This window comes from Pseudoalteromonas sp. MT33b (assembly GCF_014117385.1).
Lineage (GTDB): Bacteria > Pseudomonadota > Gammaproteobacteria > Enterobacterales > Alteromonadaceae > Pseudoalteromonas > Pseudoalteromonas lipolytica.
Map to the genome: position 1 here is coordinate 615,467 of NZ_CP059831.1, position 25,341 is coordinate 640,807.

At 41.6% G+C, this 25,341-nt stretch carries 22 protein-coding genes, 1 pseudogene and 1 riboswitch; of the genes and pseudogenes, 15 read left to right on the plus strand and 8 right to left on the minus strand.

From position 1 onward, the window contains the following. Positions 1 to 3 precede the first annotated feature (3 nt). Positions 4 to 1,632 carry a pyridoxal-dependent aspartate 1-decarboxylase PanP gene (gene panP, locus H3302_RS02960; RefSeq protein ID WP_036970892.1) on the plus strand — a complete coding sequence of 543 codons (1,629 nt, stop codon included), beginning with the start codon at positions 4 to 6 and terminating at the stop codon, positions 1,630 to 1,632. 262 nt (positions 1,633 to 1,894) lie between these two features. Here panP and argE read toward each other — a convergent pair whose 3' ends face one another. Continuing rightward, entirely contained in the window at positions 1,895 to 3,049 is a 1,155-nt protein-coding gene (argE, locus tag H3302_RS02965; protein ID WP_036970890.1) for an acetylornithine deacetylase, read from the minus strand. 221 nt (positions 3,050 to 3,270) lie between these two features. Here argE and argC point away from each other — a divergent pair, with 221 nt between their 5' ends. The 9 genes and pseudogenes from argC to H3302_RS03010 all read left to right on the plus strand — a co-directional run bounded on the left by argC (position 3,271) and on the right by H3302_RS03010 (position 10,967). Beyond that, positions 3,271 to 4,281: an N-acetyl-gamma-glutamyl-phosphate reductase gene (gene argC, locus H3302_RS02970; protein ID WP_065978016.1), complete on the plus strand. Its 1,011-nt coding sequence runs from the start codon at positions 3,271 to 3,273 to the stop codon at positions 4,279 to 4,281. Continuing rightward, positions 4,281 to 5,042, plus strand: coding sequence for an acetylglutamate kinase (gene argB, locus H3302_RS02975; RefSeq protein WP_036970887.1), 762 nt, complete (start codon positions 4,281 to 4,283; stop codon positions 5,040 to 5,042). The genes argC and argB overlap by 1 nt, the downstream gene beginning before the upstream one ends. Before the next feature lie 7 nt (positions 5,043 to 5,049). Further along, the gene (locus H3302_RS02980) at positions 5,050 to 5,970 is read left to right on the plus strand and encodes an ornithine carbamoyltransferase (RefSeq protein WP_036970885.1); all 921 of its coding nucleotides are present in this window, start codon (positions 5,050 to 5,052) and stop codon (positions 5,968 to 5,970) included. Positions 5,971 to 5,979: 9 nt separating this feature from the next. Further along, positions 5,980 to 7,182, plus strand: coding sequence for an argininosuccinate synthase (locus tag H3302_RS02985; protein WP_036970883.1), 1,203 nt, complete (start codon positions 5,980 to 5,982; stop codon positions 7,180 to 7,182). Positions 7,183 to 7,233: 51 nt separating this feature from the next. Then, positions 7,234 to 8,595 (plus strand): annotated as a pseudogene (argH, locus tag H3302_RS02990) (argininosuccinate lyase); the annotation flags it as partial. Positions 8,596 to 9,178: 583 nt separating this feature from the next. Then, positions 9,179 to 9,385 carry a hypothetical protein gene (locus tag H3302_RS02995; protein WP_065978019.1) on the plus strand — a complete coding sequence of 69 codons (207 nt, stop codon included), beginning with the start codon at positions 9,179 to 9,181 and terminating at the stop codon, positions 9,383 to 9,385. A gap of 7 nt (positions 9,386 to 9,392) precedes the next feature. Then, positions 9,393 to 9,920: a hypothetical protein gene (locus tag H3302_RS03000; protein WP_065978020.1), complete on the plus strand. Its 528-nt coding sequence runs from the start codon at positions 9,393 to 9,395 to the stop codon at positions 9,918 to 9,920. A gap of 11 nt (positions 9,921 to 9,931) precedes the next feature. Then, on the plus strand, positions 9,932 to 10,441 hold the full coding sequence (locus tag H3302_RS03005; RefSeq protein WP_036970874.1) for a hypothetical protein: 510 nt from the start codon (positions 9,932 to 9,934) through the stop codon (positions 10,439 to 10,441). Beyond that, positions 10,434 to 10,967 carry a hypothetical protein gene (locus H3302_RS03010; protein WP_182396130.1) on the plus strand — a complete coding sequence of 178 codons (534 nt, stop codon included), beginning with the start codon at positions 10,434 to 10,436 and terminating at the stop codon, positions 10,965 to 10,967. Before H3302_RS03005 ends, H3302_RS03010 begins: the two co-directional genes overlap by 8 nt. Positions 10,968 to 10,978: 11 nt before the next feature. On the opposite strand, the gene H3302_RS03015 is transcribed toward H3302_RS03010, so the two are convergent. Together H3302_RS03015 and coaD are read right to left on the minus strand one after the other, a co-directional pair. Next, complete coding sequence (locus H3302_RS03015; RefSeq protein ID WP_182396131.1) at positions 10,979 to 12,355, minus strand: capsule assembly Wzi family protein; 1,377 nt, start codon at positions 12,353 to 12,355, stop codon at positions 10,979 to 10,981. Further along, positions 12,352 to 12,834, minus strand: coding sequence for a pantetheine-phosphate adenylyltransferase (gene coaD, locus H3302_RS03020; RefSeq protein WP_036970871.1), 483 nt, complete (start codon positions 12,832 to 12,834; stop codon positions 12,352 to 12,354). The genes H3302_RS03015 and coaD overlap by 4 nt, the downstream gene beginning before the upstream one ends. A gap of 218 nt (positions 12,835 to 13,052) precedes the next feature. Between coaD and H3302_RS03025 the strand changes: the two genes are divergently transcribed. Both H3302_RS03025 and thiI read left to right on the plus strand, forming a co-directional pair. Next, entirely contained in the window at positions 13,053 to 13,706 is a 654-nt protein-coding gene (locus H3302_RS03025) for a TetR/AcrR family transcriptional regulator (protein WP_075594110.1), read from the plus strand. Positions 13,707 to 13,815: 109 nt separating this feature from the next. After that, entirely contained in the window at positions 13,816 to 15,273 is a 1,458-nt protein-coding gene (gene thiI / locus H3302_RS03030) for a tRNA uracil 4-sulfurtransferase ThiI (protein ID WP_036970869.1), read from the plus strand. Positions 15,274 to 15,394: 121 nt separating this feature from the next. On the opposite strand, the gene H3302_RS03035 is transcribed toward thiI, so the two are convergent. Together H3302_RS03035 and H3302_RS03040 are read right to left on the minus strand one after the other, a co-directional pair. Further along, complete coding sequence (locus H3302_RS03035; RefSeq protein WP_065978023.1) at positions 15,395 to 16,297, minus strand: ketopantoate reductase family protein; 903 nt, start codon at positions 16,295 to 16,297, stop codon at positions 15,395 to 15,397. Then, on the minus strand, positions 16,290 to 16,640 hold the full coding sequence (locus tag H3302_RS03040) for a VanZ family protein (protein ID WP_036970865.1): 351 nt from the start codon (positions 16,638 to 16,640) through the stop codon (positions 16,290 to 16,292). The genes H3302_RS03035 and H3302_RS03040 overlap by 8 nt, the downstream gene beginning before the upstream one ends. 154 nt (positions 16,641 to 16,794) lie before the next feature. On the opposite strand from H3302_RS03040, the gene H3302_RS03045 reads away from it, so the two are divergent. Next, a complete protein-coding gene (locus tag H3302_RS03045) occupies positions 16,795 to 17,277 on the plus strand; it encodes a YajQ family cyclic di-GMP-binding protein (RefSeq protein ID WP_036970862.1) in 483 nt (160 codons plus the stop codon). 217 nt (positions 17,278 to 17,494) lie between these two features. Beyond that, positions 17,495 to 17,650: riboswitch (cobalamin riboswitch) on the plus strand. A gap of 33 nt (positions 17,651 to 17,683) precedes the next feature. After that, positions 17,684 to 19,537 (plus strand): TonB-dependent receptor domain-containing protein, encoded by a 1,854-nt coding sequence (locus tag H3302_RS03050; RefSeq protein WP_036970860.1) that lies wholly within the window; start codon positions 17,684 to 17,686, stop codon positions 19,535 to 19,537. A 60-nt stretch (positions 19,538 to 19,597) separates the two neighbouring features. Here H3302_RS03050 and msrA read toward each other — a convergent pair whose 3' ends face one another. From msrA to H3302_RS03065, 3 genes are all read right to left on the minus strand, one after another. After that, positions 19,598 to 20,131, minus strand: a complete 534-nt coding sequence (msrA, locus tag H3302_RS03055; protein ID WP_036970858.1) for a peptide-methionine (S)-S-oxide reductase MsrA — start codon at positions 20,129 to 20,131, stop codon at positions 19,598 to 19,600. Positions 20,132 to 20,216: 85 nt separating this feature from the next. After that, positions 20,217 to 23,315 (minus strand): efflux RND transporter permease subunit, encoded by a 3,099-nt coding sequence (locus H3302_RS03060; RefSeq protein ID WP_182396132.1) that lies wholly within the window; start codon positions 23,313 to 23,315, stop codon positions 20,217 to 20,219. Between the two features lie 3 nt (positions 23,316 to 23,318). Next, on the minus strand, positions 23,319 to 24,371 hold the full coding sequence (locus tag H3302_RS03065; protein ID WP_036971758.1) for an efflux RND transporter periplasmic adaptor subunit: 1,053 nt from the start codon (positions 24,369 to 24,371) through the stop codon (positions 23,319 to 23,321). A gap of 241 nt (positions 24,372 to 24,612) precedes the next feature. On the opposite strand from H3302_RS03065, the gene H3302_RS03070 reads away from it, so the two are divergent. Then, entirely contained in the window at positions 24,613 to 25,329 is a 717-nt protein-coding gene (locus H3302_RS03070; protein ID WP_036970855.1) for a DUF2982 domain-containing protein, read from the plus strand. The last annotated feature ends 12 nt before the right edge of the window (positions 25,330 to 25,341 follow it).

Consider the following 25,341-nt stretch of genomic DNA (forward strand, 5'->3'; position numbering starts at 1 on the left):
AGGATGGATCAAAAGCGTTGTGCCGTCGCCTCTAAAGAAAGTTTGATTCGTATTTTTACGGTGCCAGAAGCACCAGACTCGACACTGAGTAAAATTGAATCAGAGATTTCAAGCAACCTTGCAGGATTCTTAAACGAGAATATTGCTGCGATTGAGAAGCCTCTTCATGAGATAGAGAAAGACTTTCAATCGGCAATGATTCCAGAAGAGCCCACATTTGTATCTGACTATGCTCAAGATATTATGGAGCAACTTGTTGCGCATTCAGTTCATACAGCCGCGCCTAGCTTTATTGGCCACATGACTTCTGCTTTACCGCACTTTGTACTGCCGTTATCAAAGTTGATGGTAGGTCTGAATCAAAACTTAGTAAAAATTGAAACCTCAAAAGCGTTCACCCCACTTGAACGACAAGTGCTTGGTATGATGCATCACCTTGTATATGGACAAGATGATGCGTTTTACAGTAAGTGGATGCATAGTGCAAAAACGTCACTCGGTGCATTTTGCTCAGGGGGGACAGTTGCCAACATTACCGCACTGTGGATTGCACGAAACCGTTTATTAAGAGCGGATGGCGATTACAAAGGAATTGCAGCTCAAGGCTTAATTGCGGGTATGTTGCATTATGGCTATAAAGGGCTTGCTGTACTGGTTTCTGAACGAGGTCATTACTCTCTTGGTAAAACAGTCGATTTATTGGGAATTGGTCGCGACAATATCATTGCAATAAAAACCGATAAGAACAATAAAGTAGACATTCAAGCCATGCGTGAAAAAGCGCAAGAACTGGAAGCGGCAGGCATTAAGGTAATGGCGCTGGTAGGTGTTGCGGGTACTACGGAAACAGGCAGTATTGACCCCCTTAATGATATGGCTGATTTAAGTGAAGAATTGGGCTGTCATTTCCATGTTGATGCAGCATGGGGAGGAGCAACCTTATTATCGCAAAACTATCGCCATTTATTGAGTGGTGTTGAGCGAGCCGATTCAATTACAATCGATGCCCACAAACAGATGTATGTGCCAATGGGCGCTGGTTTAGTGTTATTTAAAGACCCAGCAGCAACCGATGCGATTGAGCATCATGCAGAGTATATTTTACGTAAAGGCTCAAAAGATTTGGGGAGTCATACGCTTGAAGGTAGTCGCCCAGGCATGGCAATGTTGGTGCATGCATGCTTACGTGTCATTGGTCGTAAAGGTTACGAGATGCTGATTGATCGCAGTATCGTTAAAGCACGTACCTTTGCTGAATTAATTAGGCAAGACGAAGACTTTGAGCTGATTTCAGAACCTGAATTGTGTTTATTAACCTATCGATATGTCCCTAAACAGATTCAAGAAAAACTTAAAAATGCTGACGAAGAAACTAAACTCGATATTTATGCTTCACTGAACCGTTTTACGGCCAGTATGCAAAAACGTCAGCGTGAAGCTGGGCGTTCTTTTGTATCGCGTACACGTTTAACCCCTGCGCAATACGATTACCAGCCTACCGTGGTGTTTAGAGTTGTGTTAGCGAATCCGCTTACGTCAAAGGCTATATTAAAAGATATTCTTGCAGAGCAAAAAGAACTGTCTAAAACAGATCCTGTATTTAAAAAGTATTTAAGTAAGTACATGGATTAGGTGATATAAATAAGTAAAAAGGAGCTTGAAAGCTCCTTTTTTTATACCAATTTGCGTATTTCAATGAGCAAGGTTGAGGCAATAAAAGCTCGTTGATAACAATGCAAAAATTTCGTTATTTAGGTATTCTCGGCAATTGCTCCTGCATTGCTCCTGCATTGCTCTACCTTCTGCATCTATGCAGTCGTAAATCAGCAATTTTTAACGCAGTTAGCGACTGGTTTAATCCCTCAAAATGATTAAAAATTATTGCAAAATGGTATTATGCCTTTTGAAAACAGCTAGCCTTAATCATTTCACTGATGATCTGTTGCGATGGTTTGATTTTTTCCATGGCTAAAAACTCATCAGGCTGATGTGCTTGGTTGATTGACCCTGGCCCCATAACAATCGTTTCACAGCCTAATTGTTGAATAAACGGCGCTTCGGTGCAGTAGTTAACTGCAACCGCAGGTTGGCCTGACACCTTTTCTGCCAGTTTTACTAAAGCGCTATCTGTGCTGCCGCTGAATGCAGGTATTGGGTCGTGTAAGTCAATAACGCTGACAGCGTTTGGATACTCAGTATTTATTTCATTGGCTGCATTAATCAAAATGGCTTGCAGCTCTTGTACGCTTAAACCGGGTAGTGGGCGCATATCAATGTGCATTTCACAGCAGCCACAAATACGGTTTGCGTTATCGCCGCCATGAATATGACCTAGGTTTAATGTTGGGTACGGTATTACAAAGTGCTCAACTGAATATTTATTCTTTAATTCGTCTTTAATGATTAACAGTTTTGTAATCATTTTATGCATGACTTCGATGGCATTTAAGCCTCGCTCAGGGTCTGAGCTGTGACCCGAACGACCCACAACGCGAATCGCTGAACTCATGTGGCCTTTATGAGTAAACACCGGTGTCATGTCTGTTGGCTCGCCAATAATACAGCGCGCGGGCTTTAAATTAGGGTGGCGACATATTTGCTGAGCACCCGCCATTGTCGTTTCTTCATCGGCTGTGGCTAAAATTAATAAAGGCTCTGTTTGCTGGCTTGCATCAAGCTCACTAATGGCCTGCAGTACAAAAGCAAAAAAACCTTTCATATCAATGCTGCCTAAACCGAATAACTTGTTGTCATGCTCGCTTAATTTAAACGGATCATAATTCCAGCGGCTGTCATCAAATGGCACGGTATCGGTGTGGCCCGCTAACATCAGTCCCCCTTCACCTTCACCCCGTCTCGCTAATAAATTAAAGCGACCTTTGCCATGCTCAAGCTCTGTAATTTCGCAGCTAAAGCCTAAGGTTTCGCACCAATTGGCAAGTAAGGTAATGACCTCTTTATTGCTCATGCATAAAGAGTCTTCAATTGCACTAATTGAAGGCGCAGCAATCAATTGTTGATACATCGATAAAAAAGAGGGAAGCGACATAAAAAAATCCAAAAATAATTATTCAATCTAATTGCATAACAATATAAAAGTATTTATTATGAATATCAATTCACTTTTTGAGCATAAATATACTTTAAAGTAGCGTATGAACACAAAACGACGATAACCTTATTTCATTACTTTAGATAGTGTTTTTATTCGCTAAACAGCGAGTAGTTTTAAATGTGTAAATAGATAAGTTAAATAGGTAAAACCAAGCAATGAATGTAGTGATTATTGGCGCAAGTGGATATAGCGGCGCAGAGCTTGCGAGTTTAGTCGCCAAGCACCCACAACTAACTTTAAAGGCATGTTATGTCTCTGAGGGCAGCTTAGATAAAAATAAGTGTTTAAGTGACTTATATCCTGAGCATTTAGGGCTTTTAGACCATCCATTACAGCCATTAACAGCAGCCGCTTATACCGACATCGAACAGCATGCTGATTACGTGTGTTTATGTACAGATCATGAAGTGAGTGTTGACCTTGCTCCTCGATTTTTAGCAATGGGTAAAAAAGTATTCGATTTATCAGGCGGCTTTCGTTTAGCTGGGAATGAGGATTACCTCACTTACTATGGCTTTGCGCATCAGCATCCAACGCTTTTAACACAAGCAGCCTATGGACTAGCAGAGTGGAATGCGGATGCAATCAGTCAGGCAAATTTGGTTGCGGTTGCAGGCTGTTATCCTACAGCCGCACTTAACTCATTAAAACCATTGAAAGAAGCCGGCTTATTAGCAGAGCAAACAATTATTATTAATGCCGTGTCAGGCGTCACGGGGGCGGGTAGAAAAGCGAGTGTTAATACGCATTTTTGCGAAGTATCACTTGCGCCTTATGGGTTATTTAACCACAGGCACACACCTGAAATTGAACAACATTTAGGCCATCCTGTGTTATTTACCCCGCATTTGGGGAATTTTCCGCGGGGAATTTTAGAAACTATTTATGTGCAATTAAAACCCGGTGTAACACCAGAGCAAGTAACAGAAGCGTATCAGGTGTTAGCCGATGAACCGTTGATTCGTTTACTTGGAAGCAAAATACCCAGTATTAAAGGCGTTGCTAAACAGCCGTATGTTGATATTGCGTGGCAACAAAAAGGCGAACAGCTCATTGTTATGTCGGCCATTGATAACCTGTTAAAAGGGGCGGCTGGGCAAGCATTGCAATGTATTAATTTAGCGATGGGTATACCTCATCATACCGGATTAGTAGGAGCGTTATGATGAAAACATGGGTCATTAAAATTGGCGGTGCGGTATTAAATACTGCCGATGCTGCAAAAGCCCTATTTGATGTTTTAATCTCACAACAGCAAGCTAACTTTGTGATTGTTCATGGTGGGGGTGCATTAGTTGATGCATGGCTTATGGATGCGGGATTCGCCAGTGCTAAGCACCAAGGTTTACGTATCAGTCCAAAAGAACAAATGCCATACATCGTTGGGGCGTTAGCTGGCTGTGCTAATAAACAACTAATGAGTCAAGCCATTGCCTCGGGTCATAAACCTGTGGGTATGAGCCTTTATGAAGCCGGTGTTGTGGTTAAGCAAAAATTAAAAGCGTTGGGGCAAGTTGGGCAATGCTGTGACAGTATCGACAGTATTTTACCCAGCTTAATTGAACAAGGCCGTCTACCATTAGTCAGCTCTATTGGTTTTGATGAAGAGGGACTTTGGTACAACGTAAATGCAGATGAAGCGGCCGCAGCGATTGCGAAAGAGCTTGATGCAGAACTTATTTTTATGACTGATGTAGAAGCGGTACTTGATGCAAATAAGCAACCATTACATCAACTTAATACGCAGCAAATAGATGCATTAATTCTTCAAGGAGTTATTCAGGGCGGGATGGAGGTCAAAGTTAAGACCAGTCTTCTTGCTGCCCAACATTTACGACGTGGTGTGTATATCTCAAGCTGGTTAAAGCCAGAAAATTTAGTCGCTTTATTGCAAGGCGAGCACGTTGGAACAAAGATTACACCATAGGTATTACATGTTAACTCACTTTTTATCGGGTCTTGAATTAGACCAAAAAGGCGCGCTTAAATTATTAGACTTAGCGCAAAAAATTAAAGCAAACCCTGTTGATTTTAGCCAAGCGTTAGCGGGCAAATCAGTGGTGACATTATTCGAAAAACCAAGCTTACGCACGCGTTTATCATTCGATATAGGCATTAATAAATTAGGTGGCCATGCTGTGTATTTAGACTCACAAAATGGGGCTATGGGTGCACGTGAATCGGTGAAAGATTTTGCTTTAAATATTTCTACTTGGGCCGACGGTATTGTGGCTCGTGTATTTGCACATAAAACATTAACTACGCTTGCTGAATTTTCGTCAGTGCCTGTGGTGAATAGTCTGTGTGATTTATACCACCCATGCCAAGCATTAGCGGATTTCTTAACGCTGCAAGAAGTACACGGCGATGTCAGTAAACTGAAGCTTGCTTATTTAGGTGAAGGCAATAACGTGACGCATTCACTTATGTTACTTGCTGCAACGTTAGGGACTGATTTTGTGGCGGTTTGCCCTAAGGGGAGTTCTCCAGATTCACAGATTCTCAAACAAGCAGAGCAAATTGCAGCCATGAATGGTGCATCTGTGATGGTCAGTGACAGAATTGAAGCGGCAGTCGGCGCAAATGCAGTCTATGCTGATACGTGGGTATCTATGGGAGATAAAACCCCACTTGAGCAAGTTAAGGCTAAATATATGCCGTACCAGTTAAATCAAGCGTTGCTTGATCAAACGGGCGCGCAAACAGTGTTGCATTGCCAGCCAGCTCATCGCGAATTTGAAATTACCTCTGAGGTAATGGATGGCCCTGCATCAAAAATTATTCAACAAGCAGAAAATCGTATGCATGCGCAAAACGCACTGCTTGTCACATTATTAAATCCAAATTTTGTTTAAGGAACACCAATGAGTTCAATCAAAAAAGTCGTATTAGCCTATTCTGGTGGTCTAGATACATCGGCAATCGTGCCGTGGTTAAAAGAGAACTACGGCTGTGAAGTTATCGCATTCGTTGCTGATGTAGGCCAAGGTGCTGAAGAGCTTGAAGGCGTTGAGGCCAAAGCAATCGCTTCAGGTGCATCTGAGTGTTATGTGGTTGACCTAAAAGACGAAATGGTCAGTGATTATATTTATCCGACATTAAAAACAGGCTCTATCTACGAAGGTACTTATTTACTGGGTACGTCGATGGCGCGCCCTATTATTGCAAAAGCACAAGTAGAGATTGCGCGTAAAGTGGGGGCTGATGCACTGTCGCATGGCTGCACAGGTAAAGGTAACGACCAAGTGCGTTTTGAATCATGTTTCGCAGCATTAGCGCCTGATCTTAAAGTGATTGCGCCATGGCGTGAATGGGATTTATCAAGCCGTGAATCATTACTAGATTACTTGGCTGAGCGTAATATCCCTTGTTCAGCATCTGCTACAAAAATTTACAGCCGTGATGCAAACGCATGGCACATTTCGCACGAAGGTGGCGAGCTTGAAGATCCATGGTGCCAACCGAGCGATCAAGTGTGGACCTGGACTAACTCTCCAGAGCAAGCACCAAACGAGCCTGAATATGTGACATTAAACGTAGTAGAAGGTGAAGTGGTTGCGGTTAATGGTGAGACATTAAAACCATACGATTGTTTAGTTAAGCTAAATGATATCGCAGCGCCACATGGTGTAGGCCGTGTAGATATTGTTGAAAACCGTTTAGTCGGTATGAAATCGCGTGGTTGTTATGAAACACCAGGGGGCACAGTAATCATGGCTGCACTGCAAGCTGTTGATGAGCTCGTGTTAGATAAATCAAGCCGCAAGTGGAAAGAAGTGCTGGGTGGTGAGTTCTCACACTTAGTGTATGACGGCCGTTGGTTTACGCCGCTTAAAGATTCAATTCTTGCAGCTGCTGAATCACTCTCAAAGCTGGCAACAGGTGAAATTGTTCTTAAACTGTATAAAGGTCAAGTAACTGCAGTGCAGAAGAAGTCACCTAACAGCTTATACAGTGAAGACTTTGCAACCTTTGGTGAAGATGATGTATACGACCAATCACATGCTGAAGGGTTTATTCGTTTATTCTCACTTTCGAGCAGAATCTCTGCATTAACGAAAAAATAATTTTATTTTGCCCCGTTCAGCGGGGCAATATCAGCGTTTGGAGAGAATTCAATGGCATTATGGGGCGGACGTTTTTCTACGGGTCCAGATGAAGCATTTAAGCAATTTAACGATTCACTTCCCTTTGATTATCAGCTTGCAGAGCAAGATATTATTGGCTCAGTTGCGTGGGCCGGTGCGCTTAAACAGGTTGATGTGTTAAATCAACAAGAATACGACGATCTTGTCGCAGCACTTAATACTCTGTTGGATGAGGTTAAAGCTAATCCACAGGCTGTCGCTGTGGCAGGGCATGAAGATATTCATTCTTATGTTGAGTCGGCATTAATTGACAAAGTTGGCGACTTAGCAAAAAAACTTCACACAGGTCGTAGCCGCAACGACCAAGTTGCTACAGATTTCCGTTTATGGTGTCGCGATACAGCGGATCATATTCTTGACGCTATTGCTGATTTAAAGGCCGAATTTATTGCTTTAGCAGAACGTGAGCTGGGTACTATTTTACCGGGTTATACACATTTGCAACGCGCGCAGCCCGTGCTCTTTAGTCATTGGTGCATGGCGTATGTGGAAATGCTTGAGCGTGATGAAAGTCGTTTAACAGATGCGAAAAAGCGTATGAACTTTTGTCCATTAGGCAGTGGCGCACTGGCTGGTACGGCGTACCCAATTGACAGGCAAACGCTTGCCGAGGGGCTAGGTTTTACCGCTGCAACGCGCAACAGTCTTGATGCAGTGTCTGATCGCGACTTTGTGGTGGAGCTATTAAGCTGTGCCTCTATCTCAATGATTCATTTATCTCGTATGGCTGAAGATCTTATTTTCTATAATTCTGGTGAAGCAGGGTTTGTTGAATTGTCGGATGGTGTGACGTCGGGTTCATCATTGATGCCACAAAAGAAAAACCCAGATGCACTTGAGCTAATTCGGGGTAAGACAGGGCGAGTTTTTGGTGCTTTTAGTGCCATGATGATGACCTTAAAGGCCTTACCACTTGCATATAATAAAGATATGCAAGAAGACAAAGAAGGCTTGTTTGATGCGATGCCAACGTGGCTTGCGTGTATTCATATGGCACAAGCTTGCATTAAAGGGATTAAAGTTAATGCTGAAAAGACCCTAGCCGCAGCAAAAGGGGGGCACTCTAACGCCACCGAATTGGCTGACTATTTAGTGGCTAAAGGCATCCCCTTCAGAGAAGGCCACCACATCGTAGGCACCTTAGTGCAAATGGCTATTACCGAAGGGAATAACTTAGAAGATTTAAGTTTAGAGCAATTCAAATCTGTGCATAGCATTTTCGAATCAGATGTATATCCTGTATTAGAAATAGATGCATGTATTAAAGCGCGACAGGCTTTAGGGGGTACTTCGTTAGAACAAGTAACGAGCGCCATCGATAATGCCAAGAAGTCTGCTAATAAAGATGTGTAATGCACATTAAGCTGATGCCGAATTAATGGTTCTGTTATTTCGGCTCAAAGCTATGGATGGCTGAATTCTTGCCGCACCAAAGTGACAGCGTGCACAGACATTTTATAGTGTGGTGCTGATAGTTTATAAACAATAGCCAAAAATTTGGCACGATGTCTATTAACTCAACGCCATAATGTATTACTCGTTATGCAAAAAGTGTGATGAGGCTGTTTGTCTTATACACGATGAAAATAATGTGTGTCGCTCACTTTAAAAGAACGAAATTCATTTTGAAGTCTTGTGATAATGCGGTGATCCCGTGTAAAAACGAGGCTTAACTCCCTGGATAGGAAAAACGCACGGTTACCCCTGTGCGTTTTTTTATGCCTAAAATTTACAAAGATCAGCGGAAATTGATCCAAATGATCGTTGTTTCTAAAAAGTTGGATCACTAATTGCAATGTTAGAGACAGCAGTTATTTTACTGCAAAAAGCGTCAAAAGAATGAGAACGCTTAACTCAGCTTACAACCTGTTGTAAGCTTATTGTAAACAACTAATAATTTTAAAGGATTTAACTGATGCAAGTTACGAACAATAGCCAACTTCAAATGCAAGCTTACAGCCAAATGCAACAAACAAAGCCCGCTTTGGAACAAACTACTAGTAATAAAACCCTGCAATCTGATACAGTGAGCATATCAAGTGAAGCGCTTTCTCTATCAAGTGGCGCAGAAATTCAACGTGGCGGTGGTGCAATGCTTCCACCAAGTAAGAAAGAGTACTAGGCACTGAATGTTTTTTATAGAGCAACTTGGTTTTTTCTCCCTATCTGCGATGAGCGCATGGGGATTTTTAATGGCATTCTTTTTTAATATTTTTGTTTATTTTATCGACGAAAATAAAAGAAAGACCACGTTGCTCTTAACTTCATTCATTATGATGCTTTCCTATCTAGGTGGAGACTATTTTTTCAATTGGCTCACCTACACTGCGACTACATTTCTTGATTGGGCTTTATATGACATAGCCACACTTGTATTTTTAGTTGCTTCATTTTTTATTATAAAACGGACTACTCCTTCTTTTATCTACCTTGTAATTGGCTTGATAATTAACACCTTATTGTTTCTTTCTGTTTATATAGATGTTGAAGTTTATAAAAATACAACGCATTGGATTTTATGGGATATCTACTCTTTAGGAGTCAACATCGTTGATTTCACGATGATCATTGCTTTGATAGTTGATCGCGATTTTCTTCTGCTAAATAAATTAAAAAACACAGTGTTCTCTTCTCTCAAAACTCATAAGTTAGCTTAAAAAGTTAAGCTATGTATATCAGTGATGTAGTAGGAAGCCTGATAGGAGCCTTCATTGAATGGGGGTTTTTAATGGCATTCCTTTTCAATTTAGTAACCCACATTAACAAACCAGATAAACGTCTTGTCGTTTTGTCCTTGATAATGATGCTTTCATACTTCTTGAGTGGAGTATTAAATTTATCAAGCAATATTTATCTGAACTGGTTTTACTTTGATGTTATAACCATCGCGGCCATATTTATTTGGATTTACTGTGGGCGAGCCGACTCTTTCTGTGCCATTTATTATATCGTTGTAGGCTTGTTTTTAAACTCTCTTTTGATGCTTTCTATTTTTGTAGATATCGTACTTGTTGAAAATCGTACTCCTTGGATCCTTTGGAGTATCTATTCGTTCGGCGTAAATATTATTGATCTTATGATGATAGTCGCATTACTCACTAACAAGGATTTTTTTAAGTTTGCAGCAGTAGCGAAACGTTTTAGTTCTAAAGCGACTAGAAGACTGCCCTGTGCTTAAACTCCTGCAAGAAAACTTTGGCCTTTATCTCGCTACTTTCATCATGTGGGGATTTTTAATGGCCTTTTTATATAACATGGTGAAGAAGTCTTCATCGCCAAATGGTGATAGAACAGTGATGTGGATGGCACTGGCTATGTTTATCTCTTACATGGCTAGTGACCCATTACTTAGTATAGCGTTTGGCTACAATATGTTAGATTCGAGTTTTGCATACGTCATTTGGGCTGGCTCTGATTTATTGATGTTGGCCGTTATCTGGTTAGTCGCCCACCAAAAAACTTTTCTTGAAGTGCCTGCAAAACTGTATATTTACACGGGGCTTTTAGTAAATACATCGCTGTTTTTAGGGATGTACTATGATATTAACTACACTTATACGGGTGAGTGGTGGTTTTGGGATTTTTACACTATTACAGTGAATCTCATGGACATGATGATGCTTATAGCGCTGTTTTGTAATAAGGATTTTTTAGGGTTAGTAAAGCTTTATAGAAGCATGCGAGGTCAAACCAAATTAGCCTGACCTCACCCGCTCTAGAAACGGTATTCCCAGCTTGTTCTAAGTGCTGTATTCGTGTTTGAGTCGTCGCCCATCTCATCTTTTGAGACCAGCCCTGTTACTTTCCAAAGACCATTGAAGAGTGCTTGTTGGTAGCCAAGTTCAAGTTGCAATTGGCTTACGCTGGTAATGGTTTCGTTATCAAGGCGTTCACTATCAATCCATCGTAGCTTTGCATGTCCACCATAGCCATCTAAAGTATGGTAATAGGCTCCAAGGATAGCCGATTTACTTTGTTGTGGTATTGAGCTTCCTACAAGTCGCTGGCGTTGAGTATAGCTTCCTGAGCCGTAGACACACTCGCTATGTAGTTCACATGTTTGTTCTGTATTTGAGTACTCTAAATACGTTTTTAATAAACTATCCGATGTACCAAAATAACTTTCAACGCCTAACGTGTAGAACGGATCGCTGGGTGCTAAACCACTTTTGTTTTGACCCATTACCTCTGCGTAGAATGCCACAGGGTGCGATAACGCACTTGTTGAGTACTTAATATCAAAACTTGTTAAACGGTGAGTCGATTCGTTATTTTCTAATGCAATGACATCACGCTCGGTTGATGTTAAATAGTCAGAGCCGGCAGTATTAAAGGCAACTTCTAGTCCCATAAGTGGTGTACTGGCAAATCTGAGGGCCCAATAATCACCTTGTTCACTGTTGTTTAGATACGGTTTTTGCTTGGCATATATCCCCGTTAACTGCCAATTCCCCACAAACGATAACCAATGTGGGCCAACATACTGGCTATTAGCTCGACTAAAACGCAGTCCTTTCATGGGCGCGGCATTATTAGAGAGTAACAGCGCATTTTCGTTACTAGGCCCCCACCAGTGACTGACTTGTTCAGCACTAATAGACCAGTTACCGACAAGCACAGCTAAATAGCTGTCTTGGTAATTAACATGCTGTGTATCGAGTGCCTCATCGGCGTAATTAACACTGACTTTTGCACTGACACGCTGACCTGTGATTGAGCCGTAACTATTTATACCGCTTTTTTGCTGGTGGCGTTTACCAAAGCTTTGGTGTGTTTCAGGCTCGCTATTGTAATTTAAGCGCACACTCGAGCTGGTTTTTTGCTTCGCATTATCTAACGCATGTTTTACATGCTGATAAGCAAACAAGCTTTGCGCGTTAAGTTGGCTGGTATTTACAGACGCTAAGTCTCGTGCAATTCCTTGCCACATAAGCGGGTAGCTATTAATTGGTTGCTTAATAACGCCTTGATTAAATAGCATTTCGATTGATGCGCGTAGCAGTGGGTCATCGCTTTCTATCCATGGCCCAGCAATACTTGGCGCAGAGATCATTAGTAATGCACTTAAGCTAATGAGCTTCTTTAATTTCATCCGTGTATTTTTTCCTGTAATGCTTTACCAACTATTGGGTCAACAAATTCACTTACATCGCCATGATGACGTGCTACTTCTTTCACTAAGGTTGAAGAGATAAAAGAATTTTTTTCGGCAGGCGTTAAAAACACGCTCTCTAAATCAGGGTTTAGGCGGCGGTTCATGTTTGCTAATTGAAATTCATAGTCAAAGTCTGACACCGCACGAATACCGCGAATAAGAACTTCTGCTTTATGCTCGCGCGCTAAATCAGCCAGTAAACCAGAAAACCCGATAACACTGACATTATCAAGGTGCGCTAATATTTTATTAGCCAGTTCAACACGCTCATCAAGTGTAAAGCAAGGTTGCTTACTTGGGTTGTGCGCAATTGCAACAATAACGTGATCGAACATTTTTGCAGCGCGATGAATTAGGTCTGTGTGGCCATTTGTTAGCGGGTCGAATGTGCCCGGATATATTGCAGTAACGTTCATAACTATCAGCTATCTATAAATTTGCTTGTTATATTAACAGTGTTTGAGTCTGTATGCAGCTTAGAAAATACGCGTATCTTACTAGTTTTTGTCCCTAAAAAGGAACGGTAAACCGATTGAGGTTAGATTTTTTCAAGGTAGTATTTTATTGCCGCGCATTTGTTTATACTGCTTGGCTTTCAGTACTTAATAATCATAAAAAACAGAGTAATCAGCATATGAGCACTAAGGATAAAATTATACACACCAGCATTGAGTTATTTAACCTCCATGGTGAGCGTGCCATAACAACCAATCATATAGCTGCACATATGGGTATTAGTCCGGGTAATTTGTATTATCACTTTAAAAATAAAGAAGATATCATCCGTCATATATTTGCTTTATATAGTGAGCACTTGCACACTCACTTCAAGCCGTTAACCCCCGATGATGATGCACTCGAAAACTTAGCAGGGTATTTAGACTCCTTGTTTGAATTGATGTGGCGATACCAGTTTTTTTATGACAACTTGGGTGACATTTTGTCGCGAGACGAAGCCCTTAAAAAAGATTACATCGAATTTCAGGCGGCATTACTTGAACAAGTCAAAGAGGTTTTATTAGCGTTGAGAGCGGGTGATATTATCACCATTGAAGATGATGATGTAACAGAGCTTGCTCATATGTTAAAAATGACAGTGAGTTTCTGGACACCTTATATCAAAGCGCGTCGCTTAAGTGGTGAATTGGCAAGACAAGATATTTACCACGGTATTTTAAAGGTGTTATTACTATTAAAAGCCCACTGTACTGAGCATAGCCTAGCGCAAGTTAACCAATTACGCGCGAAGTACTTAGCTTTAGCTAACGCTGAACCAACTGCACAATAATCCGTCTGAAGCAGTTTATTTCCTAGACGCTATAATTTTTGTTATAATCGCGCGCCCTTGAGGTTGGTATGTCTCAAGGCGTGTGAATTCCACAGTCTAAGAGTGAACTATGCTTAAATTTATCGTCAAATTACACCCAGAAATCGCTATCAAGAGTAAATCTGTACGTAAGCGTTTTACCAAGTTATTAGAAAATAACATTAAGATCGTTTTACGTCGTGTTGACGAAAAAGTGCAAGTAAGAAACAACTGGGATAATATTTCAGTTGTAAGTCTCTTGGAGTCAGAACAAGTCCGTCTTGATATCATCGATGGCTTAAAGCGTATACCTGGGATCGTACAGTTTATAGAAGTAACCGAGACTGATTTCGAATCGCTTGATGACATTTACCAAAAAGCCAAAGAATTAATCGGCCACACCATTGAAGGCAAAACATTTTGTGTTCGTTGTAAACGCTCTGGTAAGCACGACTTTACATCAAGTGATGTTGAACGCTATGTAGGGGGTGGGTTAAATCAACATGTAGAGGGCGCGCGCGTTAAGTTATCTCACCCAGAGGTAACAGTACGTTTAGAAGTGCGTGACGAAAAAGCCTACATTGTTACAGAGACTCATTTTGGTATGGCTGGTTTCCCATTACCAACGCAAGAAGATGTGCTATCACTGATGTCAGGTGGTTTTGACTCAGGTGTTGCTAGTTATCAAATGATCAGAAAAGGGGCTCGTACTCACTTTTTGTTCTTTAACTTAGGCGGCGCAGCGCATGAAATTGGCGTGAAGCAAGCAAGTTACTACATTTGGAAACAGTTTAGCTCAACCCATAAAGTGAAATTTGTCACTGTTGATTTTGAACCCGTCGTAGCGGAAATACTCGAAAACATTGAAAACAGCCAAATGGGCGTTGTCCTTAAACGTATGATGATGCGTGCTGGCAGCCAAGTGGCTGAAAAACTAGGTGTACAAGCACTTGTTACCGGTGAGAGTATTGGCCAAGTTTCGAGTCAGACGCTGGCAAATTTAAGTGTGATTGACCGTGTCACCGAAACGCTGATCATTCGCCCACTTATTCAACACGACAAGCAAGATATTATTAATATTGCACGTAAAATTGGCACAGCAGAAATGGCAGAGAGTATGCCTGAATACTGTGGTGTAATATCTAAAAAACCAACAGTTAAAGCAAAAATTAAAACCATCTTAGCTGAAGAAGCTAAATTTGATTTTGATGTACTTAATACGGTGGTTGAAAATGCACGTGTTATGGATGTCCGCGACATTGATACCGAAGCAAAACAAGAAGTGAAAGAAGCAGAGTCAGTCTCTGATCTTCCAAAAGACGCAGTGGTTGTTGATATTCGTTCACCAGAAGAAGAAGACGCTAACCCGCTAGAGCTTGAAGGTATCGAAGTAATTCATTTACCATTTTTCCGCTTAGCGACTAAGTTTGGTGATTTACCAAAAGATAAAGAATACTACTTATATTGTGCTAAAGGGGTAATGAGCCAGCTACAAGCGCTTATTTTACACGAAGAAGGCTTTAGCAACGTAAAAGTGTATCGCCCATAAGTAAACGGGTATAGAAAAGCGCGAATTTCGCGCTTTTTTAATGCCTAACGAAAGACGCTGACTTTTCAATTTGCTGTTAATTGGCACACCTTCCAGCTGCCACAATAGAAGAGGGGTGTTGTTAAAGCCCCGCTGATTTGGCTTTTATCATACTAAGCATGGCTTGATTGTAGGGGGTTTTCACTCCAAGCTTAGCGCCTTGCTCACATACATACCCACAAATAGCGTCAATCTCAGACGCTCTATTATGGCTAATATCTTGTTGCATCGACGAAAAGTTTGCGGCGGTTGCACTCATTACACTGTAGGCATTGTTTAGCGCGTCACTTAATGAGAGTGAAATACCTTGTTTGTTAGCAACTAAGCACGCCTCACTGAGTAAATTAATAATTCGCGAGCTAAAGTGCGGCGTACGAAGTTGACCGTTTTTTACATTATGAATAGCGCTCAACGGATTAATAGCGATATTCACCAACAGTTTTTGCCAACGAAGGGTATGAATATCATCGGTAACACTAAAATTAGGTAAGCTGCTAAAGTGCTGCTCGATCTGCTTTAGCACTTTGCGCGCCGCATCATTACACGTACCTAAAAGACTGGCACCGTCACCAGTATGATTCACGCTGTATTGAGTTGCTTTGAACCCCGCCTGCTGAGTGGTTAAAAATGATAGACCTTGATGGGCCGAAAGCGCGGCGTTAAGTTCATCCACATTGCCCATGCCATTATGAGACAAGATAACTTGGCAGTGCTCAGCTAGATAAGGTTGAAGTTGCTTAAATGCAGCTTCAACCTGAAAGGCTTTCACCGTAAATAACACCCACTCGAATGGGGCAAACTGGTTAAGTTCTTTATGATTAATTAGGCGTGCGTTAATAGGTTGTGATTTACCATTTGAAGGTTGATAAAAACGGGTGGTCAAAGTGGGCTTGCGCGTTAATAAGGTAACAGTATGTTGAGCTGATAAAAAATGACTGAATAACAAGCCAATAGCACCATCACCTACAATTAAAATATTAGCCATTGCGCTGTTTATTACCTAAATGAAAACCAAGTTTAATAATAAAGTAGCTCGAAGCACCTATAAAATCGGCAACAAAATCGGCAACTGAAGCTTGACGATAAGGCAGCATATCTTGCATAAACTCAATGGCAGCACCGTACCCTGCAAGCAATAATATTTGCACTATAAGGGGTAATTTAAACGCTTTATCCATCACCATAGCCAGTACGAAGAAAATGCCAAAATGCGCGACTTTATCAACATGTGGGAATAGGTTACTTACGCCTTTAATTTCTTTGGCGAAAAGAATAGTGAAGCCAATAATGCTGACTAAAAATATAATTTGGTATATGCGCCTAGTCACAATAAACCTTTAAACTGCCTAAAAAATGAATGGGCAGTATATCAAACAATTTTCGTATCGCACCTGAACGGTGTGCAGAAAAATGTAAAGATTTATAAAATTGACGTTATAATCCTAGGCATATTTATTTTAAAAATCTTGTTAGGAGAACCCCATGCCTTCATTTGATATTGTTTCTGAAGTAGAAATGAACGAAGCGCAGAATGCAGTGGATAATGCTAAGCGTGAATTAGAAACACGTTTTGACTTTCGTGGTGTTGATGCATCAATCGAATTAAACGACAAAGTCATTAAGCTAAAAGCTGAAGCACCACAGCAAGTTATGCAATTATTCGATATTCTTGCTGCGAAAATTTCAAAGCGCGGTTTAGACGTATCTAGTTTAGAGCTTAGAGATGAGTCGCGCAGCGGTAAATTCGTCATGCGTGATGTGGCACTTAAGCAAGGTATCGAAAAAGACGTTGCAAAGAAAATCGTCAAGTTGATTAAAGACTCAAAAATTAAAGTACAAGCCGCTATTCAAGGTGAAGAGTTACGTGTAACGGGTAAAAAGCGTGATGATTTACAAGAAGCAATGCAAGTTGTTCGTACTGCTGATTTAGGTCAACCATTCCAATTCAAAAACTTCCGCGATTAATTAATTTTATTGCGAAAGCACTGTCTGACTACGAACGCACAGCTCTACTAGAAGAACGGTGAAGTTGTGACTAATCTAAAGCCAAACATAAACGTGTTTGGCTTTTTTATTTTACTTTCTATCTAGCTTTATTTAGAAGTTTAGACGTCCATTGACATTTATTCCTAAAATCATCACAATAGCAGCCTATTTTCAAGGTGCTTGCTGTATCTGCTTAGATACATGCTATTTCAAAGGCTGAAATAACAGCAAGATAATCGGGAAGCTGGTGCGTTTTCAAGGAGAAAACAATGCCAACACTGCCCCCGCAACGGTAATGCGTATGCTCAGTATATGCAGAGTCCGGAGACCGGCCTTGAATTAACTTACTATTTGCGTGTGCGGTGGGCACAGGCTAGGGGATATCATGCTAAATAAATCTACGTTAGGCGTAGCGGTTGCTGCTGCGTTGTCTTTTTCTGTGTCTGCGGATGAGCAATCAATCGAGCACATCACAGTGACTGCCAATAAATTCGAACAATCTATTAATGAAGTCTTAGCGAGCGTTACAGTCATTGACCGTGCTGATATCGATGCAAGCTATGTTCGCGACTTACCTAGTTTACTGGCAACACAAGCCGGTTTCCAAATTAATGCTAATGGTGGTTTTGGGCAAAGTTCAGGTGTTTCACTTCGGGGTGCCAGCTCACGTCATACGCTTATTTTAATTGATGGTGTACGCACAGGTTCGGCAACGCTGGGCTATAAAAGTATTAGCAATATTCCGTTAAACAGTATTGAACGCGTTGAGGTCATTAAGGGTTCTCGTGCTGCTGTGTATGGCTCAGATGCGTTAGCGGGTGTGATCAATATTATTACTCGTAAAGCACAAAATACCACTTTGGATGTCACCTTTGGTTCAGATTCTTACCAAGAGTACCAAGTGGCTACTGGTGGTCAGATTGCAGACGTCGATATTTCTGTTAATGCAGGTTACGAAAAAACAGACGGCTTTGATGTATTACAAGGTGTAGCGCCTGATGAAGATGGCTATGAAAATAAAAACCTTGGTTTTAACCTAGGTTATCAAAATGAGCGACTAGGGGAGCTTTTATTACAGGGTCAGTACTCAGAAGGTGAAGCGCAATACGATAGCTCTTTTAGTCCTGCTGATAGTACAGTAGAAAAAGGTGAGTTCGAAAACTACCAAGCTTCATTAGGTTGGAAAAAAGCATTCGAAAAACACGCCCATGCGATTGATATTGCAATCTCTAGCGACAGTTCAGATGACTCGCGTATCGACTACACCGGTGCAACGGTGGTTGATAAGTTTGAGACAGAACGTGAGCAAATCGATTACAACGGCCAATATTTTTTAAATCAAAGTTTAACAATTAGCGGTGGTTTAAACTGGTATAAAGATGAAGTAAATACTAATTCTGGCACTTATCTAAAAGACAGTCGTGAGGTATTCGCTGCGTTTGTTGGGGCTTACTACGATGATGAGCACGTGCTGGCAAATCTGACTGTACGACAAGATGATGACCAACAATTTGGTGACGAAACAACCTATACGGCAGCGGTCGGTTATCATCTAAATGATATCGCGACATTCCGCTTAAGCCAAAGCACCGGCTTTAAGTCACCAACCTTTAATGATCTGTATTATCCCGGCTCTGGTAACCCAGAACTCAATCCTGAAACATCAGATAACCAAGAGTTAGGTTTATCACTTAATGTGAATGATATCAGCCTAGATATCGCTATTTTCCGCAGTGAAATAGATAACAAAATTGCCTGGGCACCAAATGCATCCGGCGCTTGGCAACCAACGAATATCAATCAAGCTCGCCACGAAGGGGTTGAATTTAGCTTTAAAAACCAAGTGCTAGGTTTTGATCACAGCTTCAATTTTACCTACCTATCAGCAGAGGATACTGAAACAGGTAATGCATTGACCTATGTATCTAAACACAGCGTGAATTGGTCATTACATAAAGCATGGGGCGACTTTGATGCTGGTATTGATATGCAATATCGCGGTGATCGAGATGGCAAACTGACACACTTACCTTCATACACGTTATGGAACCTTGTGGGCCATTACCAAGCAACCGATAACCTGACCGTGTCACTTCGCGTAGAAAATCTATTCGATAGAGAATATAACGCCGTTGATGCGTATGGGAAAGATCTCGATGGTGATTTCATCAACGACGAATTTTATTACTACAATACGCCAGAGCGTCGCTTATTTGTAGGTGCCCGTTATCAGTTCTAATAATAAAGGAAATTATTAGTTCTGCGTCTAAAAGCTCGCTACCTACTTAGCGGGCTTTTTTCATTTTAATTTATCGGCGTAATAACGAGCGAACTTTTCAAGTTTAGGGGCAATAAGAATACTGCAATAACCTTGGTTCGGGTTTTCGTTATAGTAATCTTGATGGTATTGCTCTGCTGGGTAAAAGTGTGTAAGCGGGCTCAGCTCGGTGACAATCGGCTCACGAATTTGTTTTTGTAAGGCTGCTATCATCGCCTCTGCTTCATCTTTTTGCTGTTCATCATGATAATAAATGACACTGCGGTATTGTGTGCCAACATCATTACCTTGGCGGTTTAATTGTGTCGCATCGTGCAGCGTAAAAAACATTTCAAGTAAGGTATTGTAGCTAATAATGCTGCTATCAAAGTCCAGTTGTACGACCTCGGCGTGTCCGGTTAACCCCGTACAAATCTGCTGATAACTGGGGTTTTCAATCTCGCCGCCAGCATAACCAGAGCTTACATTTAATACGCCTTTGACGCGTCTGAATGCGGCATCAATACACCAAAAGCAGCCACCACCCAATGTGGCTATTTGTATGTTGTTATTCATGTTTTACTCCCTCACTGTTTTGCTGACTATAGCTGAAAAAACAAAACGCCGTAAAGACGGCGTTTTGTTAAAAGCTACAGAGCGTCTAAATTTCTTCTAACGGTTTGTCTTTCGCTTGCTGTTCCAGTTTACTTTGTAAGTACTCTGGTGACTGTGTATTACGCGCAAAGGCAGTATACGCAGCGGGCACAACAAACAAGGTGAGTAAGGTTGCCACAATTACGCCGGTGAATACCACAACACCAATTACCATACGGCTTTCTGCACCCGGACCACTTGCGAGTACTAGCGGTACAGAGCTCATTACGGTTGTTAATGAGGTCATAATAATGGGACGTAAACGCTGCGTAGCAGCTTGTGTAATGGCTTCGTTAAACTCAACGCCTTTATCTCGTAGCTGGTTTGCAAATTCAACAATCAAGATACCATTTTTAGCACTTAAACCTATTAGCATCACAATACCAATCTGGCTGTAAATATTTAGCGTTAAGTCTGTGTACCATAAACCAAATAAGGCCCCAACTAAACCGAGTGGCACGGTTAGCATGATCACCAGTGGGTGAATAAAACTTTCAAACTGGGCTGCAAGCACTAAGAACGTCACTGTCAGTGCAAGGATGAACACATAGGTCATCGCTGATGCACCTTCGTAAAACAGCTGAGACTCACCTTTGTAATCAATGGCGCCATCAATGTCGTTCTCTTCAGCGGCAACCTGATTTAAAAAGTTCAGTGCTTCTTCTAAGGTGTAGCCATCAGCTAAGTTGGCGCTAAGAGTAATCGCACGCATACGGTTGTAGCGATTTAAACGTGATGCAGTCGCTTCTTCTTTTAGCGTAATGAGGCTATCTAGCGGCACGAGTTCACCACTACGTGATTTTAAGTAGATATTTGAGATATCCGTCGGGTTAGCAAAGTCTTCTTTGGTCCCTTTTAGGATCACATCGTACTCTTCACCACGGTCGATAAAGGTTGTCACTCGACGTTGACCTAGCATGGTTTCAAGAGTGCGGCCTACATCGGATACAGACACGCCTAAATCAGCGGCTTTGTTTTTATCGATATTGATTAAAAACTGTGGGAATGTCTCTTTATAGTCGTGGTCAATGCGCACAAGGCCTGGGTTTTTCTCAGCACGTTTAATAATGCGGTCACGCCAATCGGCTAATTGGTCGTAATCGTTACCTTGTAATACGAACTCAATTGGACGTGATGAGCCACCGCCACCAATACCACTGCGCATAATAGCAAAGGCTCGAATGTCGGTCACTTCTTGCATTTTTCCACTAATTTCATCGATCACTTCCCATGTTGAGCGTTTTCGTTTATCCCAATCGGCCATACCAACGATTGCAACACCCCCTTGGCCGCCCCAGCCAGGTACACGAATGAGCACACGGCTCAACTCACCAGACTCTGAATATGGCATTAAACGCTCTTCGATTTTAGCCATATTAGCGGCGTTATTTTCGTAACTTGCCCCTTCAGGGCCGCTCATCATGATAAAGAAAGTACCGCGGTCTTCTTTTGGCGTCAGTTCCGAAGGAATTTGCTGAAATAGCATGAAGCTGGCAACGCCTGTCATGATCATGGTGAGCAACAAGCTCCATTTTCGACTCATGTTTGATGCTAGTGAATTACGATACGCATGTTCAATTTTGGCAAATGTTTTATCCATCCATTGGCTAAATTTACTTTCTTTTTCAGAGGCTTTAAGTACCTTTGAGCACAGCGCTGGTGACAAGGTTAGCGCTGTAATACTTGAGAAAAACACAGCCGCACTCACTGCCATGGCAAATTCTGTGAACAATGCGCCAATACGGCCATCCATAAAGACCAGTGGCACAAACACTGAAATAAGCACCAGCGTGGTGGCAATAATGGCAAAGCCTACTTCACGTGCCCCACGAAAGGCAGCAAGTAAAGGTGGCTCACCAAGCTCTATACGGCGGTGAATGTTTTCAAGCATTACAATGGCATCGTCGACCACTAAACCAATGGCTAACACTAAAGCGAGTAGGGTAAGCAAGTTGATTGAGTATCCCATGGCAAGCAAGAACATAAAGCTACCAACGAGTGCCACAGGGACAGTAACTGCGGGCACTAAAGTCGCGCGAATACTCCCCAAGAATAAGTAGATAACTAAGACAACCAAGGCCATTGAAATAGCGAGTGTGCGGTACACTTCGTTAATCGATTCTTTGATGAACACTGACGAGTCGTAGCTGTCTTGAATCGTGGTGCCTTCAGGTAGGTTACGTTTTATTTTCTCAAGTTCGGCGCGGGCATTGTCTACCACCGTAAGGGTATTCGCTTTTGCTTGTTTTACAATGCCTAAACCAATCATGTTACGGCCATTACCACGGAATAAACTTTCGTCGTCAGCGGCTTCTAAATGCACATCGGCCACTTCACCTAGGCGCACTAAGTAGCCGTCGTCGCCCCGTTTAATAACCAGGTTTCTAAAGTCGCGTTGATCCTTATAGCTGCGTGCTGTACGCACAGTAAAATCACGGTCAATCGATTCAATCTCACCAGCGGGCAGTTCAACGTTTTCTGTGCGTAAGGTATTCTCGATATCGCTGCTGGTAATCCCGCGCGCCGCCATGGCCTTGCGGTTTAGCCAAATTTTCATGGCGTACTTACGCTCACCACCGACACGTACATTCGACACACCATCAACTACGGCTAAACGGTCGACAATAAAACGCTGTGCGTAGTCAGAAAGTTGCAACGAATCCATTGTCGAACTATTAAGGACAAACCAAGCGATTGGACTTTCATCGCTGTTCGATTTTGACACCTCAGGTGGGCGTACTTGTTCTGGTAGGCTATCAAGCGCACGTGCTACACGCTCACGCACATCGTTTGATGCGGCATCGATATCGCGACTGATATTAAACTCAATAGTGATGTTTGAGCGGCCATTACGGCTTGACGAATTAATGCTTTTAATCCCTTCAATACCCGAAATACGATTTTCGAGCACTTGGGTTATTTTGGTTTCAATAATTTCTGCACTGGCCCCAGTATACGATGTGCTTACACTCACAATCGGGGTTTCAATATCAGGGTATTCACGCAGTGGTAGCATCGAAAAAGCGACGAGACCAAAGGTAAGTAACAGTAAGTTTATTACGATCGCAAAGACCGGACGTTTAACGCTAGTATCTGTAATTTTCATGGTTTAGCCCTTGATACTAACTTTGCTGCCAGTGCGAATTTTGATAATGCCTTCAGTCACGACTTGTTGACCATCTGTTAGACCCTTATCGATGGCAACCCACCCGTTATGACGTCCCGCTACATGTACTTCAACTTTATTGGCAACCCCGTCTTCAATTTTGAATACATAGTGTTTATCTTGCTGAGGGATTACTGCTTTTTCAGGCACCATGAGTGCTTGGTTTGAACTCAGTTGTAATGCAGTGTTTAACAGCATGCCAGGGCGTAATAAACCGCTTGAATTGGTAAAACTGGCCGTCACTTCAACACTGCGAGTAACCGAGTCAATGCGTGAGCTGATGTGCGTGACTTTGCCGTTAAAGGTTTTTCCTGGGTAAGCATCATTTTGAGTCATGACTTTCATGCCTAGCTGCAGTTGCGCAAGGTATTTTTCAGGAACTTTAAAGTCCACTTTTATAATACTGATATCATCGAGAGTGGTAATATTGGTGGTGCTATTAACATAAGTACCTATCGAGATTTCACGCTTACCTAATAAGCCTGAAAAAGGCGCTTTAATGGTCATTTCTGCCAGTTTAGTTTTGGCGCTTTCAAGCTGAGCTTCGGTGGCATCTACACGAGACAATTGCTCTTCAAGTAACGATTTAGCGGTTGCTTGCGAACGTGATAGTTCGGTTAAGCGGTCTAGTTGGCGTTTTTCTTCACGTAAATTGATACTCAATTCTTTTACTGCTAATTCTTCTTGTTGTGCTTGTAACTGAACTAGTTTTTGACCTTTACTTACTAAATCGCCATCATTGAAAAATATATCAGTCACATAGTCGTTTTGTGCACTGCGAATGAAGATCGCTTGATTCGCGCGCGCGCTGCCTATCGCTTCGATTAAAACGGCATTTTCTTCAGCCGTGACGGTATGTGCGACAACCTGGGTTGAACGGTCTCCAAAGTTGCTTTGCTCGCCTTGGCTTGAAGGTAAATATAAATAAATACATAACCCTAGCAAAAGGGTAATAATAAAAGGAAAAAGCGCTTTACCAGATTGTGTCGAATACATCATCGTGTTACCAGAAAATTAGTTGAGTGTAGTGTACAAAATTAGTACGTGCCCCGTATGTCAGGTATCTCATATATTTGTGCATTTGGCGTAAAAGTTAAAAGTTCAGCGTATTTGTTCCTTAATTGTTATGAGAAGAGAGGTGTAAGTATGAGTAAACAAACCAAGTGTCCGTATTGTTTAACGCTTAGAAAGATTGTTTTGGTCACAATTGTAATGTTTATTTTTTACTTTTCAGTGTATGGATAACAAAAACGCGATTTTAAAGGTACGGGCACAGGCTTCGCGACATGGTATTGAGTTTTTATTGGTCGGAGGCATTGGGCTTGTATTCATTATGCTGTTTAACCTGCTACGGCCCGGTGAGATTAGTATAGTGGAAATTTTTTTAGTCAGTAGCTGCCTTGCTGCTATATTTGTCGGCTTTTTAAAAACACAAGAGCCTTATTATAGCTTTACCTATACTAATCAGTTGCTTATATATCATCATAAAGTTGGGCATTGGCAATTAAAACGAGAAAACTTTCACCACAGTGGCGTCCCAAAAGTGGAACAAGGCTTAGAATACCTTGAGTTAAACGCAGTTGGTATTAAACTCAATAACATAGATGAATTTTTAACTCAGATTCACCCCCGAATTGCAGGGCGATTATTAATAGAACAACGTCATATATTTATGCAAGTTGTTCAAAAACATTGCAAAAATGGCAATTGCCCATCAGAATGGTTAGTTGAAGAGACGGACTACACTGCCCCTAGTGGTCAGCTTTACAAAGGATTGATTGCCATGTTTGCTAATCGTACGCAGCATTTGAGGCAATTGACAGGGTACGATTTATTGTTGCCTGCCAATGCACTTGATACTGATATTTGGCAATTCAGTGCAGATTTGAATCGTTGGAAATTAAACCCTAGTGAATTTATCAATACTCGTTTACAGAAAGATGTAAGTAATTAGGTGGCAGTAAGT

Bases quoted from the DNA above. Each gene is read 5' to 3' on its own strand.
- panP (WP_036970892.1), top strand. From the start codon at position 4: ATGGATCAAAAGCGTTGTGCCGTCGCCTCTAAAGAAAGTTTGATTCGT.
- argE (WP_036970890.1), bottom strand. From the start codon at position 3,049: ATGTCGCTTCCCTCTTTTTTATCGATGTATCAACAATTGATTGCTGCG.
- argC (WP_065978016.1), top strand. From the start codon at position 3,271: ATGAATGTAGTGATTATTGGCGCAAGTGGATATAGCGGCGCAGAGCTT.
- argB (WP_036970887.1), top strand. From the start codon at position 4,281: ATGAAAACATGGGTCATTAAAATTGGCGGTGCGGTATTAAATACTGCC.
- H3302_RS02980 (WP_036970885.1), top strand. From the start codon at position 5,050: ATGTTAACTCACTTTTTATCGGGTCTTGAATTAGACCAAAAAGGCGCG.
- H3302_RS02985 (WP_036970883.1), top strand. From the start codon at position 5,980: ATGAGTTCAATCAAAAAAGTCGTATTAGCCTATTCTGGTGGTCTAGAT.
- H3302_RS02995 (WP_065978019.1), top strand. From the start codon at position 9,179: ATGCAAGTTACGAACAATAGCCAACTTCAAATGCAAGCTTACAGCCAA.
- H3302_RS03000 (WP_065978020.1), top strand. From the start codon at position 9,393: ATGTTTTTTATAGAGCAACTTGGTTTTTTCTCCCTATCTGCGATGAGC.
- H3302_RS03005 (WP_036970874.1), top strand. From the start codon at position 9,932: ATGTATATCAGTGATGTAGTAGGAAGCCTGATAGGAGCCTTCATTGAA.
- H3302_RS03015 (WP_182396131.1), bottom strand. From the start codon at position 12,355: ATGAAATTAAAGAAGCTCATTAGCTTAAGTGCATTACTAATGATCTCT.
- coaD (WP_036970871.1), bottom strand. From the start codon at position 12,834: ATGAACGTTACTGCAATATATCCGGGCACATTCGACCCGCTAACAAAT.
- H3302_RS03025 (WP_075594110.1), top strand. From the start codon at position 13,053: ATGAGCACTAAGGATAAAATTATACACACCAGCATTGAGTTATTTAAC.
- thiI (WP_036970869.1), top strand. From the start codon at position 13,816: ATGCTTAAATTTATCGTCAAATTACACCCAGAAATCGCTATCAAGAGT.
- H3302_RS03035 (WP_065978023.1), bottom strand. From the start codon at position 16,297: ATGGCTAATATTTTAATTGTAGGTGATGGTGCTATTGGCTTGTTATTC.
- H3302_RS03045 (WP_036970862.1), top strand. From the start codon at position 16,795: ATGCCTTCATTTGATATTGTTTCTGAAGTAGAAATGAACGAAGCGCAG.
- H3302_RS03050 (WP_036970860.1), top strand. From the start codon at position 17,684: ATGCTAAATAAATCTACGTTAGGCGTAGCGGTTGCTGCTGCGTTGTCT.
- msrA (WP_036970858.1), bottom strand. From the start codon at position 20,131: ATGAATAACAACATACAAATAGCCACATTGGGTGGTGGCTGCTTTTGG.
- H3302_RS03060 (WP_182396132.1), bottom strand. From the start codon at position 23,315: ATGAAAATTACAGATACTAGCGTTAAACGTCCGGTCTTTGCGATCGTA.
- H3302_RS03065 (WP_036971758.1), bottom strand. From the start codon at position 24,371: ATGTATTCGACACAATCTGGTAAAGCGCTTTTTCCTTTTATTATTACC.
- H3302_RS03070 (WP_036970855.1), top strand. From the start codon at position 24,613: ATGGATAACAAAAACGCGATTTTAAAGGTACGGGCACAGGCTTCGCGA.